The following is a 13360-nucleotide window of genomic DNA, read 5'->3' on the forward strand; positions in this document are numbered from 1 at the left end:
CAGGGGAGGACACTGTGGCCGGGACCGCGCCGCGCCTGAACACCGCGCCCGCACTGGCGGTGCTGGTGTGCCACGACGGCGACCGCCGGTTGCCGGAGGTGCTGGCCGCGCTGCGCGAGCTCACCGTCCGGCCGCGGCACCTGCTCGCGGTGGACACCGGTTCCACCGACGGCACCGCGGACCTGCTGGCGGGCGCCTCCGACCTGGTGGACGGGGTGCTCGACCTGCCGCCGGAGACCGGGTTCGGCGCCGCGGTCGCGGCGGCCACCGAGCACGCCGTCGCCCGCTGGGGCGATCCGGGCCGCTGGTTGTGGCTGCTGCACGACGACTCCGCGCCCGAGCCGGACTGCCTGCGCCGGTTGCTGGACGTCGCCGAGCTCGATTCGGCCGCGGCCGTGCTGGGGCCGCTCGGCCTGGACTGGGACGATCCGCGGCTCGTGGTGGACGCCGGGTTGTCCACCGACGCCTCCGGGCACCGGCAGACCGGCATCGGGGCCGCCGAGGTCGATCCGGAGCTCGCCTGGGCGGAGGCCGATGCGGGCGGGGATGCCGCCGCGGACCCGGGTCGGGACGGTGCGGGACGGGACGATCCGGAACGGTCCACGCCCGAGCGTGCCGAGAACGAGCGTGCCGAGAACGAGCGTGCCGGGGCCGAACGGGCCGGGGCCGAGACCGGGACCGAACCGGCCGGGACCGAACGCTCGGCGACCGAGCACCTCGCGACCGAGCGAGCCCGGACCGAGGAACCCCGGACCGAGGAACCCGCGACCGAGCGAGCCACGACCGAACGATCCGGGATCGAACCCGCGGAGGCAGGGGCTGCGGAGGAGGCGGCCGAAGCGACCGGGACCGGAACGACCGGAGCGCAGCGCGGGACGGGCTCGACCGGGACCGAACCCGCCGCCGCGGAAGCCGGGGACGAACCCGCCGCGGCCGCGAGCACCGCACCCCGGGCCGCCGGGTCCACATCGGACGACCGGCGCTCGGCCCCCACCGACGTCCGCGTCGTCTCCGAAGTCCTGGCCGTCTCCACCGCCGGCGCCCTGGTCCGCCGAGGGGTCTTCGAGCGGCTCGGCGGCTTCGACCCGGCCCTGCCGCTGGGCTTCGACGACATCGACTTCGGCTGGCGCACCAACTCCGACGGGCACCTGGTGCTGTGCGTGCCGAGCGCCCGGATGCGCCACGCGGGCGCGCTGCGCACCGGCGACCGGGCACCCGACGCGACCGGGCGCGGGTTGCGGGCCGCCGAGCGCGTCGGCGGGGTGCGCACCTTCCTGGCCAACGCGCCGCTCCGGTCGTTCCTGCTCGGCGTGCCGCGGCTCGCGCTGCTGGTGCTGCTGCGCGCCGCCGGGTTCGGGCTGCTGTGGCGGCGGCGGGACGCGGCCGCCGAACTCGCCGCGTTCACCGCGCTGGTCACCGGCCGGATGGGGCGGCGCGCGGCGCGCGCCGAGCGGCGCGCCACCACCGCGGAACCGTCCGGGGTGCGCGGCCTGCTCACCAGCCGGGTGACGCGGTTGCGCAACGGGTTCCGGGCCGCGTTCGCCGGGCTGGTGCGGGAGCGGGTGCGCCGCGAGGTGGTGCTCGGCCGCACCCCCGCCGCGCTCGGGCCCGCGCGGGTGACACCGGTGGCCGCCGCGCCGCGTTCCGTCGGCCCCGCCGCGCTCCCCGCCGGGGCGCTCGGCACCCGCAGGCGCAGCGTCGGCGGCCTGCGCCGTCCCACCGGCCCCGTGGTGGTGCCGGTGGCGGCCGCGCCCGCGGAGGAGGAGCAGCGGCGGCCCTCCCCGGTGCCGCGCGACGCGAACTCCGCACCGGAACCGGATCGCAGGCTGCTGCTGGTGCAGGTGGACCGGCGCCGGGTGCTGCGGGAACTGGTGCTGGCGCCGCCGGTGGTGCTCGCGGTGGTGCTCACCGCGATCGCGCTGGTCACGCACGGCCTGGTCGCCGAGCACGCCCGGTTCGGCGCCGAGCTGCAGGGCGGTCGGCTGTTCGCGGCCGTCGACCTCGGTTCGACCTGGCGGGAGTACCTGGCTTCCTGGCACCCGGTCAACGGTGGCACCGGCTCGCCCGCACCGGCCTCGCTGCTGGTGCTGGCGCTGCTGGGCACGGTGCTGGCGCCGCTCGGCGGGCCGCAGGCGGTGGTGGCGCTGCTGCTGCTGTTCGGCGTGCCGCTGGCCGGGCTCACCGCGTACGCCGCGACCCGCACGCTGCCGATGCGCGGGAGGCACCGGGCGCTGGCCGCGGGCGCCTACGCGCTGCTGCCGCTGGCCACGTCCGCCGCCGGGCAGGGCCGGCTCGACGTGGTGGTCGCGCACGTCCTGGTCCCGCCGCTGCTGGCGGGCATCGCCTCCGTGATCGGGCTGACCAGGCTGGCGATGCTCGCCCAGTCCCGGCACTGGCTGGGCACGGCCTGCGCGACGGCGCTCGGCCTGGCCGTGCTGGGCGCGTTCGCCCCGCTGGTGCTGGCGCTGCTGGTGGTGCTGGCGCTGCTCGGGTTCGTGGCGGTGCCCGGCGAGGCGCGTCGCGGGGGGCGCCGGATGGCCGGGCTGGCCGCGCTGGTGCTGCTGCCGATCGTCTGCCTGCTGCCGTGGCCGGTCGTGCTGGTGCGGCACCCGGAGCTGCTGCTGCACGGGCTCGGCGCGCGGGTCACCGAGCTGCCCGCCGGGTGGTGGCCGCTGCTGCTGAGCGCCGACGGGGATCCGGCGACCTGGGCCGGCGGGCTGCTCGTGCTGGTGGCGCTGCTGGCCGCGGTGCTCGCCCCGCGCCCGGCGATGATCCCGGGCGCGGTGACCGCGGTCGCCGGGTGGGCGGTGGCCTTCGCCGTGGACCGGATCGCGATGACCCCGGTGGCGGGCGGACCGGCCAGCACCGGCGGAACCGGAGCTCCGCTGGTGGTGGCCGCGGCCGGGTTGCTGTGGACGGCGCTGTCCGCGGGACCGCTGCCGGTGCGGGTGCCGAGCAGGGTCCTCGCGGCCGCGTTGACCGGGACGCTGCTGCTCGCCGGGGTGAGCGCGGTGCTCGCCGGGCGCGGGCCGCGGCGGGGGGCACCGACCGGCGGGACCCCGGCGCTGGCCGCCGCGCTCGACGGGCCCGGCGGCATGCTGCTCGTCGAGCGCGGCCCGGCCCCGGCCCGGCTGGTCGAGGGCCGCGCGCCGCACTTCGGCGATGACGACCTGGTACCGGTGCCGGAAGCGGTGCGCTGGCTGCGGGAGGTCGAGGCGGACCTGCTCTCCGGCGACCCGCAGCGGGTGCGGACCGCGCTGGCCACCGCAGCGGCCCGCGGCACCGGTCACGTGGCGGTGCCGGACGCGGCGACCGCCGACCGGCTGCGGGCGGCGGCCGGTGACCTGGTGACCGATCACGGCGAGCTCGGCGACGGCACCCCGGTGCTGCGGGTGCTGCTGCCGTCCGGCCCGGTGCAGCTGCTCGGCCCCGACCTGGCTCGGCAGTCGCGGCTGGCGGGTACGCCGTCCCCGCAGGCCCGGCCGCTGGGCGTGCCCGCGACGCTGCCGGAGGTCGCGGTGCGCGTCTCGGACGGCGGGGTGGGCCGGGTGCTGCTGCTCGCCGCCGAGCACGAACCCGGCTGGCACGCGGTGATCGACGGACGGGAGGCGCCGCTGGCCGAGGGCTGGGGACACCAGGTCGCGGTGCCGGTGCCGGAATCGGCGAGCGAGGTCCGGGTCGGCTACGGCGACTCGTCCCGCACCGCGCTGCTCGTGGTGCAGGCCGCGGCCATCCTGTTCACCGCCATCGGCGCGCTGCCGTCCCGCCGCCGCTCCGACGAGTCCTGAACCGCCGGGCGGGGCCGGTCAGCAGGGCCTCACTGGCCTTCGATGACGTCCGGGTCGAGGCCGAGGTAGGTGGCGACCTGCTCGATGAGCACGTCGTGCAGCAGGTCGGCCATGTCCTGGCCGTCGCGGGCGCGGGCCTCCAGCGGCCTGCGGTAGAGCACGATGCGTGCGCGGGTCGGCAACCCGCGGCGGTCCACCCCGGCGGGGACGAGCCGCGCCAGCGGCACGTTCGCGTCCACCACCACGTCGTCGTCCCAGACGACCTTCTCGGGGGCGGTGACCTGGACCTCGGGCACCTCGTCGACGGCCACGTCGAGCTCGGTCAGCTCGGCGTGCCAGCGCTGCTCGATCGGCTCCAGGGCTTCCAGCACGATCGCGTCGAACCGCTGCGAACGGCTGCGCGCGACCGGGACCGACGACGGGTACAGGGGGCCGCGCAGGCCGCGCCCTCGACGATCCCGCCGGGCTAGCGTCCGGCGCCGATATCCACGTGCGGTCACCACGGGCTGAGGGTACGCCCTCAGGACCGCCGCGGGGATGCCCGTTCGGGTCGCCTCTCGGCACCGGAGGTGAGCACGCGACGTCACCGGACTGCCCGACACCCGTTCAGCGCAGCGCGAACAAGGTCCGCCACCTGCGCGAACCCGCCGGTGAGCGGCGTGCGCGCCGGAAGATCGGGATCGGGGCGCGAGGACGTTTCCGCGTGCCTCCGGCGCGGGCTGGACGGGGGGCGCTATCGTGCCAGTCGTGCGGAGCGTGAGGCGGTGCTCGCGGACCGGGTGTACCAACCCGGCCGTTGCGACGCTTACGTATGCCTATGCGGACTCGACCGCGGTGGTCGGACCGCTCGCCACGTATGCGGAGCCCCACAGCTACGACCTGTGCGAGGAGCACGCGTTGCGGCTGACGGTGCCGAAGGGCTGGGAGGTCGTCCGGTACGAGGGCGAGTTCTCGCTGCCGGAAGGTTCCGCGGACGACCTGACCGCGCTGGCCGAGGCGGTCCGCGAAGCGGGGCGCTCGGACCGGCCGGTGGATCCGCCGGACTTCTCCGTGGGCGGCGGCAGGCGAGGTCACCTGCGGGCGCTGCCCGACCCCCGCGACGATTAGGGGATCCCGAACGTGACGTGCCGCTCGTGGCCGTCGGGAGCTCTCCGCAAGATCACCGATCGCCGGTAGGCTCGGACCGCAGCGAGGTTGGCCGGACTACGTAGGGATGTGCAGCGTGCGGGACCTGTCGGAGATCGTCAAGGCGTACGACATCCGCGGGGTGGTGGATGAGCAGCTCGACGCCGACGTCGTTCGGGAGATCGGTGCCGCGTTCACCAGGCTCGTCGGCGGTCCGGCCGTCGTCGTCGGGCACGACATGCGGGACTCCTCGCCGGGGTTGGCCGCCGCGTTCGCCGAGGGCGTCACCGGGCAGGGCGTCGACGTGATCTCCATCGGCTTGGCCAGCACCGACATGCTCTACTTCGCCTCCGGCACGCTGGAGCTGCCGGGCGCCATGTTCACCGCCAGCCACAACCCGGCCCGCTACAACGGCATCAAGCTGTGCCGGGCGGGCGCCGCACCGGTCGGCCAGGACAGCGGGCTGTCGGAGATCCAGGAGCTCGTCTCGCACGGCGTTCCCGAGTTCCTGGGCGCGAAGGGCAGCGCCTCCGAGCGGGACATGCTCGCCGAGTACGCGGAGTTCCTGCGCGGCCTGGTGGACCTGAGCGGGATCCGGCCGCTGAAGGTCGTCGTCGACGCCGGGAACGGCATGGCCGGGCACACGGTGCCGAAGGTGTTCGACGGCCTGCCCGTCGAGGTGGTGCCGATGTACTTCGAGCTGGACGGCGACTTCCCGAACCACGAGGCGAACCCGCTGGACCCGGCGAACCTGGTGGACCTGCAGGCGAAGGTGCGCGAGGTCGGCGCCGACGCCGGGCTGGCCTTCGACGGCGACGCGGACCGCTGCTTCGTGGTGGACGAGAACGCCGACCCGGTGGCGCCGAGCGCGATCACCGCGCTGGTCGCGGTGCGCGAGCTGGCGAAGGAACCGGGCGCGACCGTCATCCACAACCTGATCACCTCGCACGCGGTGCCGGAGATCGTCGCCGAGCGGGGCGGCAAGCCGGTGCGCACCCGCGTGGGGCACTCGTTCATCAAGCAGACCATGGCCGAGACCGGCGCCATCTTCGGCGGCGAGCACTCGGCGCACTACTACTTCCGGGACTTCTGGAAGGCCGACTCCGGCATGCTGGCCGCGCTGCACGTGCTGGCCGCGCTGGGCGGTCAGGACGGCGCGCTGTCCGGGCTGATGGCCGAGTACTCCCGCTACGCCGCCTCCGGCGAGATCAACTCGACGGTGGACGACCAGGCCGGGCGGATGCGCGCCGTGGCCGAAACCTACCGGGAACGTTCCGGTGCTCGAATCGACGAGCTCGACGGGCTTACCGTGGAGCTGGCGGACGGCTCCTGGTTCAACATCCGGCCTTCGAACACCGAGCCGCTGCTGCGGTTGAACGTGGAGGCGCCGGACGCCGCCGCGGTCGCCGCGCTGCGCGACGAGGTGCTCGCCGTGGTGCGGGGCTGACCGAGTGATACCGCCCGCTGGGCGTGGACCGGGTGTGGACTCAGGAGGGAACGTGGCCGTGGCCCTGGAACCGACATTGCTGGAGATCCTCGCCTGCCCGGCACCGGACCACGGCGCGCTGCGCGCCGAGGGCGGCACCGCGCAGGACGAGTACTTGACGTGCACTTCGTGCGGCCGCGGCTACCCGGTGCGGGACGGCATCCCGGTGCTGCTGGTCGACGAGGCCGTCGGCGGCCCCGAGGATCCTGGCTCGACCGGGGAGAGGTGACCTCCGGTGCTCGACGACAGCCTCTTCGACGATCCCGACCGGCTCACCGAGGCCGACTCGCGCGGGCTGTTGCGATCCGCGGCGCTCGCGGGTGCGCAGGTGCGGGCGGCCGCGGAGACCGTGCAGGAGATCGGTTTCGACGACCTCGCCGACGGCAGGCCGCGCTCGCTGGTGCTGATCTCCCGGCCCGGCCTCGGCCCGTCCGCGTGCGGGGTGCTGGCCGCGCTGGCCGGCCCGTCCTGCCCGGTACCGGTGATCGTGGCCGAGTCGGTCCCGGTGTGGGTGGGACCGCTGGACGTGGTGTTCGCGCACACCCCGGACCCGGGTGATCCGACGCTGGCCGAAGGGGTGGCGACCGCGACCCGGCGGGGCGCCTCGGTGGTGCTGGCCGCCCCGGCCGACGGACCGGTGGCCGCGTCCGGCGCGGGCCGGGCGAAGGTGGTGCCGCCGCGGATCCCGGTGCCGGACGAGCTGACGTTCGCGCACGTGTTCACGGTGGGCCTCAGCGTGCTCGTCGCGCTCGGCCTGCTGCGCTGCGACACCGATCAGCTGGCCGACGAGCTGGACCGGGAGGCGGAACGCGCCCACCCCGGGCAGGAACCGCTGATGAACCCGGCGAAGTCGCTGGCGCTGCGGCTCGCCGACCACGAGGCGCTGCTGTGGGGCGTGGACCTGACCGCCACCGCCGTCGCCGGGCACGGCTCCTACGCGTTGGGCGTGCACGCGGGCCTCGCCTGCGACGTGGCGAGCCACGCGCAGGCCACCACCCGGCACGCGCTGTACCGCTCGGTGCGCGACACCGGCTCGGACCTGTTCGCCGACCCGGACGAGGACGGCGGCGCGACTCCCCGGGTCTTCCTGATCAGCACCCGGCACGACGAGCGCTCGGAGGCGGACGAACGCGCCGCGACCCGATCGCTGCCGGGCGCGGACCTGGTCGCCCCCGGCGAGTCGGCGCGGGCCGACGCGGTGCTGCGGGCCGCGGTGCTCGCGTTGCGGTTCGATCTCGCCGCGGTCTACCTGGGCCTCGCGGCGGGCACGCTCGGAGGTCCGGGCAGGCAGGCACTGGCCGTGCACTGACCGGACGGGGCGAACCCTGGGTGATTGCCGGGGACGTCCCTGGTGCACTGGTGGCGGAGAGGCGATGTCCTGGTTCCAGGGTCGGCGCCCTACGGTGCTGGTCCGAGGATGCGTGCGCGCCTGACCAGCGGTGAAGAGAGCGAGAAGGACTGTGGAGTTACTGCGGAACGCGGTGCGCCCCTACGCGTGGGGCTCGCGTACCGCCATCGCCGATCTGCTCGGCCGGCCCGTTCCCACTCCGCACCCCGAGGCAGAACTGTGGATGGGCGCGCACCCGGGCGACCCGTCGAAGCTGGTGCGCCCGGACGGCAGCGAGGAATCGCTGCTGGACCTGCTCGACGCGGACCCGGCGCACCACCTCGGCGAGGTGTGCACCGACCGGTGGGGCAGCAGGCTGCCGTTCCTGCTCAAGGTGCTCGCCGCGAACGAGCCGCTGAGCCTGCAGGCGCACCCGTCCGCGGAACAGGCCGCGGAAGGCTTCGAGCGGGAGGAACGCGCGGGCATCCCGCGCAACGCGCCGAACCGGAACTACCCGGATCCCACGGCGAAGCCGGAGCTGGTCTGCGCGCTCACCGAGTTCCACGCGCTCGCCGGTTTCCGGGAGGCGCACCGCACGGTGCGGTTGCTGGGCGAGCTGGACGTGCCGACGCTGCGCCCGCACACCGCGCTGCTGGCGGCGCAGCCGGACGCCGACGGGCTGCGCGCGCTGTTCACCACGTGGATCACGCTGCCCGAGCACTACCTGCGGGGGCTGCTGCCGGAACTGCTCGACGCCTGCGTGCGGCACGTGCGCGAGCACGGCGAGTTCGCGCTGGAGTGCCGCACGGTGCTGGAGCTGGGGGAGGCGTACCCGAACGACGCGGGCGTGCTGGCGAGCCTGCTGCTGAACCGGCTGGTGCTGCAGCCGGGCGAGGCGATCTACCTGCCCGCCGGCAACCTGCACGCCTACCTGCAGGGCACCGGAGTGGAGATCCTGGCGAACTCGGACAACATCCTGCGCTGCGGGCTCACCCCGAAGCACGTGGACGTGCCGGAGCTGCTGCGGGTGCTGGACTTCACCTGCGGGGACATGCGGGTGCACAAGGGCGAGTCGCTGGACGGGAACCTCACCGTCTACCAGACGCCCGCCGAGGAGTTCCGGCTGTCCAGGGTGGACTGGTCCCCGGCGAACTCGACCGCGGTGCGGCTGGACTCGGACGGTCCGCAGATCCTGCTGTGCACGAAGGGCGCGTTGCGGCTGACCGCGCAGCGCCCCGGCGCGGAACCGGCCGAGCTGGAGCTGGGGAAGGGCCAGTCGGTGTGGCTGGCGGCCTCGGACCCGGCGGTGCTGGCGAGCCCGGTGTGCCCGGACGGGACGGCGCAGGTGTTCCGCGCGGCCGCGGGCACCTAGCGGGCGCGAATCCGCTCATACCTGCTCTGTCCGGGTGATCGTGGCGGTAGATTCCCCGCGGAACGCAAGGAACCGAACTCGGGAGCGATACGTGTCAGCAGGTGGCGGAACCAAAGCGATCCTGGCGGCGCTGGCCGCGAACGCGGGCATCGCCGTGGCCAAGTTCGGCGGATTCCTGTTCACCGGGTCCTCCTCGATGCTGGCGGAGTCGGTGCACTCGGTGGCCGACACCTCGAACCAGGGCCTGCTGCTGCTCGGGCAGAAGACCTCGGTGCGCAGGCCCACCGCGGAGCACCCGTTCGGCTACGGGCGGGACCGCTACTTCTACTCGTTCGTCGTGGCGCTGCTGCTGTTCAGCCTCGGTTCGGTGTTCGCGCTGTACGAGGGCGTGCACAAGATCCAGCACCCGGAGCCGTTGACCTCGCCGCTCGTGGCGGTGGTGATCCTGCTGGTGGCGATCGCGCTGGAGTCCTACAGCTTCACCACCGCGATCAAGGAGTCCCGCGCCATCAAGGGCGAGCTGAGCTGGTGGCAGTTCATCCGGCAGGCCAAGACCCCGGAGCTGCCGGTGGTGCTGCTGGAGGACGCGGGCGCGCTGCTCGGCCTGGCGTTCGCGCTCGGCGGCGTGGGGCTGGCGGTGCTGACCGGGAACCCGGTGTTCGACGGCGTCGGCACGGTCTGCATCGGCCTGCTGCTCGGCGTGATCGCGGTGATCCTGATCGTCGAGACGAAGAGCCTGCTGATCGGGGAGGGCGCGAGCCGGTCGGTGCTGGACGAGGTCGTCGGCGAGCTGCGCGGTGGCCGGGTGCGGCGCGTCATCCACATCCGCACCCAGTACCTCGGCCCGGACGAGCTGCTCGTCGCCGCGAAGATCGCCCTGGTGCCGTCGCTGGACGTGGCGGAGGTCGCAGCGGAGATCGACGCCGCCGAGGCGCGGGTGCGGGCGAAGGTTCCCGCGGTGCGGCTGATCTACCTCGAACCGGATCTGGACCGCGGAGCGGTCTCGGAACCGGCGGTGGATCCGGGTTCCGCGACGGACTCGGAACCGTCGATCGAGCCGCCTCGGGACTGATTCGCCGCAGATCTTTCTCCGTTCGCGGGGGCTTTCCCGATGATCTGCGGATAACCGGGAAATCGTGCCACCGGGCGCCGGTCTACCTGCAATGACACCGCTGCTGTGTGCGGACTGTGATCGCTTGGAGGCATTTGGCGGATCAACTTGTCCTCCGGGTGGACGGGGCGGTCACAGAGCATTAACGAATCGCGACCCCCACACTGTTTCCTAGCTAATCCGGTGCAACACTCCCCCGCTAGGGTGCGTTCCACCATTCGGGTTGGAAGAGGAGGGCGACAGTGCCAGGGACCGGGCTGTGGCGAACGAAGACGGTCGAGCAATCGATCAAAGACACCGATGAGCCGGACACGAAGCTCCGAAAGAACCTCGGTGCCTGGGACCTGATGGTCTTCGGCGTCTCGGTCGTCATCGGTGCGGGGATCTTCACGCTCGCCGCCTCCACAGCGGGGGACGTGACCGGCCCATCGGTATCGCTGTCCTTCGTCTTCGCGGCGATCGCCTGCGGGCTCGCCGCGGTCTGCTACGCGGAGTTCGCCTCGACCGTGCCGGTCGCGGGCAGCGCGTACACGTATTCGTACGCGACGTTCGGCGAGTTCATCGCCTGGATCATCGGCTGGGACCTGATCCTGGAGTTCGCGGTCGCCGCCGCGGCCGTCAGCAAGGGCTGGTCCAGCTACCTGCAGCAGGTGCTGCAGCTCATCGGGATCAACGGGGTCCCGACGAAGTTCGAGCTCGGGCCGCTGCAGTTCGACTGGGGCGCTTTGCTGCTGATCGCCGGGCTCACCGCGGTGCTCGCGCTGGGCACCAAGCTGTCGGCGCGGGTCAGCCTCGTGATCAGCGCCCTCAAGGTGTTCGTGGTGCTGCTGGTCGTCGTGGTCGGGCTGTCCTACATCAACCCGTCCAACTACACGCCGTTCATCCCGCCGGCCGAGTCCGGCGCGGAGGACGCCTCCAAGCTGGACCAGTCGCTGCTGTCGCTGCTGCTGGGCGGTGAGACGAGCAGCTTCGGCGTCTTCGGCCTGCTCGCCGGTGCCTCGCTGGTGTTCTTCGCGTTCATCGGCTTCGACGTCGTCGCCACCACCGCGGAGGAGACCCGCAACCCGCAGCGCGACGCGCCGCGCGGCATCTTCGGCTCGCTGGCCATCGTCACCGTGCTGTACGTGGCCGTCGCCGTCGTGGTGACCGGCATGGTCAACTTCAAGGACCTGGCCACCGTGAACGGTGAGAAGGCCACGCTGGCGACCGCCTTCCAGCTCAACGGCGTCACCTGGGCCGCCGGGGTCATCACGGTCGGCGCGCTCGCCGGCCTCACCACCGTCGTCATGGTCATGTTCCTCGGCCAGGTGCGGATCCTGTTCGCCATGTCCCGCGACGGGCTGCTGCCGCGCGGGCTGGCCAAGACCCACGAGGAGCACGGCACCCCGGTGCGGGCGACGCTGCTCGTCGGCGGCATCGTGGCGCTGGCCGCGGCGTTCTTCCCGGCGGACAAGCTGGAGGAGATGGTCAACGTCGGCACGCTGTTCGCGTTCATCCTGGTGTCCGCCGGCGTGATCATCCTGCGCCGCTCGCGGCCGGACCTGCCGCGCGGTTTCCGGGCGCCGCTGGTGCCGCTGGTCCCGATCCTGGCGATCATCGCCTGCCTGTGGCTGATGCTGAACCTGACCGCGCTGACCTGGGTGCGGTTCATCGTCTGGATGATCGCGGGCGTGGTGGTGTACTTCCTGTACAGCCGCAAGCACTCGCGGCTCGGCCAGCAGCAGCGGGAGGTCGCCGCGGGCGGCTCCGTCTGATCCGCCGTTCGCGCGCAGCGGGGGCCGGGCCCCCCCCGGGGGGGGGGCGCCCGGCGGGGGGGGCCCCCCCCCCCCCCGGGGGCGGCGGGGGGGGGGGGTGCGGCGGGGGGGGGCCATTAAGAANNNNCCCCGACCCCCCCCCCCCCCCGGGGGGGGCGCCCCCCCCCCGGGGGGGGGCGCGGGGGGGGGCGCCGTCTCACCCGCCGTGCGCGCGCGGGGGGCCGTTCCCCCCCGGGGGGCGGGGCCCCGCTTCGTTGCGCACCCCGGCCGCGCGGAGTGCACGCTTGGCATCTACTTGCCGATGTGCGTACACTTTCCATATGGAAAATGAATCGAACGCCTCCGGACGCGACCAGCTCGGCCAGCTCGACCAGGTCGCCGACGCGCGCCGCCGCATCGCCACCCACGTCGGGTTCCCCACCGCCTACTGGGTGGTCTACGGCGTCCTGCTCGTCGTGCTGGCCGGACTGCCGATCTGGATGGACCTGCTGGGCGCGGACTACAGCGCCTACCTGTCGTGGGGATTCGCGGTGATCGCCATCGGCTCGGCCTTCTTCACCGCCGCCCGGCGCCGCCGCTCCGGCGTCTACCTGCCCAAGCGCATCGGCTCCTACCCCGGCGCCCGGCCGTTCTGGCTGGCCGCGCTCGGCATCACCGCGGTCGGCTTCGGCGCCATCGCAGTGCTGGTCAGGTACCAGCAGCAGGGGATCGCGCTGCTGGTGCTGCCCGTCGTGGCCGTCGCGGTGTTTGCGGCGCAGGTGAAGACCCGGGCGGCGATGCGGCGCGACCTCGAAGAAGGCCGGGTCCGGCCGTGACGGGTGCGCACCACGAAGGCGACGGGCGCCAACCCCTCTTCGAGACCGGGCCCAGGCTGGCGCTGTGCGCTCTGCTGCAAGGCGCCGAGTGGGTCGACTTCGCGACCGCCCGGGACATGCTGGGCGTCAGCGACTCCGTCCTGTCCAAGCACAGCCGGGCGCTCGAAGAAGCCGGCCACCTCGAAGTGCGCAAGGGCTCGGTCGGGCGCAGGCCGCGGACCTGGTTCCGGCTCACCCCGGAAGGCAGGACCGCGATCAGCAACCACCTGAACTGGCTCTCCGGCCTCCGGGCGGCTTTGGACGGGGAGTGGTGAGGTGGTCCTGCTGCGAGGGGGACGGGTGACGGAACGTCACCACCTGCCTTCGAACCCTGCCCCGCGGGTCGTGTCCCGCGTCCTGTCAGCGGCGAAGCCGCTGGGCCGCCGACCACCGAAGCAGCCCGACCACCGGCGGGTTCTCAGCGGTTCCCCCGCGAGGACGGCGAGTTCGCTGTGCATGGACGTACATGAGAAATCGATCCCGCAGCGAGGGAACCGCTGAGGTTCCGCTACCCCAGTGCTACGCAGCAGAAGTAGAGCGACA

11 protein-coding genes are annotated in these 13360 nt (G+C 73.7%); 10 read left to right on the forward strand and 1 reads right to left on the reverse strand.

What is annotated here, in order from left to right; translation table 11 throughout:
- The first annotated feature begins 14 nt into the window (after nt 1-14).
- On the forward strand, nt 15-3788 hold the full coding sequence (locus LCD33_RS05610; RefSeq protein WP_224977585.1) for a glycosyltransferase family 2 protein: 3774 nt from the start codon (nt 15-17) through the stop codon (nt 3786-3788).
- Between the two features lie 29 nt (nt 3789-3817).
- On the opposite strand, the gene LCD33_RS05615 is transcribed toward LCD33_RS05610, so the two are convergent.
- On the reverse strand, nt 3818-4291 hold the full coding sequence (locus tag LCD33_RS05615; RefSeq protein WP_184482313.1) for a metallopeptidase family protein: 474 nt from the start codon (nt 4289-4291) through the stop codon (nt 3818-3820).
- 244 nt (nt 4292-4535) lie between these two features.
- On the opposite strand from LCD33_RS05615, the gene LCD33_RS05620 reads away from it, so the two are divergent.
- The 9 genes from LCD33_RS05620 to LCD33_RS05660 all read left to right on the forward strand — a co-directional run bounded on the left by LCD33_RS05620 (nt 4536) and on the right by LCD33_RS05660 (nt 13092).
- Nucleotides 4536-4895 carry a DUF3499 domain-containing protein gene (locus tag LCD33_RS05620; RefSeq protein ID WP_224959277.1) on the forward strand — a complete coding sequence of 120 codons (360 nt, stop codon included), beginning with the start codon at nt 4536-4538 and terminating at the stop codon, nt 4893-4895.
- Between the two features lie 115 nt (nt 4896-5010).
- Nucleotides 5011-6360, forward strand: coding sequence for a phosphomannomutase/phosphoglucomutase (locus LCD33_RS05625; RefSeq protein WP_224959275.1), 1350 nt, complete (start codon nt 5011-5013; stop codon nt 6358-6360).
- Between the two features lie 52 nt (nt 6361-6412).
- A complete protein-coding gene (locus LCD33_RS05630) occupies nt 6413-6628 on the forward strand; it encodes a Trm112 family protein (RefSeq protein WP_224959273.1) in 216 nt (71 codons plus the stop codon).
- A 6-nt stretch (nt 6629-6634) separates the two neighbouring features.
- Entirely contained in the window at nt 6635-7708 is a 1074-nt protein-coding gene (locus tag LCD33_RS05635; protein WP_224977586.1) for a hypothetical protein, read from the forward strand.
- A 151-nt stretch (nt 7709-7859) separates the two neighbouring features.
- Nucleotides 7860-9098, forward strand: a complete 1239-nt coding sequence (gene manA / locus LCD33_RS05640) for a mannose-6-phosphate isomerase, class I (protein ID WP_224959270.1) — start codon at nt 7860-7862, stop codon at nt 9096-9098.
- Between the two features lie 91 nt (nt 9099-9189).
- Complete coding sequence (locus LCD33_RS05645) at nt 9190-10170, forward strand: cation diffusion facilitator family transporter (protein WP_224959269.1); 981 nt, start codon at nt 9190-9192, stop codon at nt 10168-10170.
- 281 nt (nt 10171-10451) lie between these two features.
- Nucleotides 10452-11963: an amino acid permease gene (locus LCD33_RS05650; protein ID WP_224959268.1), complete on the forward strand. Its 1512-nt coding sequence runs from the start codon at nt 10452-10454 to the stop codon at nt 11961-11963.
- 320 nt (nt 11964-12283) lie between these two features.
- Complete coding sequence (locus LCD33_RS05655; RefSeq protein ID WP_224959267.1) at nt 12284-12778, forward strand: hypothetical protein; 495 nt, start codon at nt 12284-12286, stop codon at nt 12776-12778.
- Nucleotides 12775-13092: a transcriptional regulator gene (locus LCD33_RS05660; protein WP_224959266.1), complete on the forward strand. Its 318-nt coding sequence runs from the start codon at nt 12775-12777 to the stop codon at nt 13090-13092. The genes LCD33_RS05655 and LCD33_RS05660 overlap by 4 nt, the downstream gene beginning before the upstream one ends.
- Nucleotides 13093-13360 lie beyond the last annotated feature (268 nt).

Source organism: Saccharopolyspora sp. 7B (genome assembly GCF_020177435.1).
Lineage (GTDB): Bacteria > Actinomycetota > Actinomycetes > Mycobacteriales > Pseudonocardiaceae > Saccharopolyspora_C > Saccharopolyspora_C gregorii.

What these genes read in the sequence shown, in the direction of transcription:
- LCD33_RS05655 (WP_224959267.1), top strand. Translation starts at nt 12,284, where the DNA reads ATGGAAAATGAATCGAACGCCTCCGGACGCGACCAGCTCGGCCAGCTC.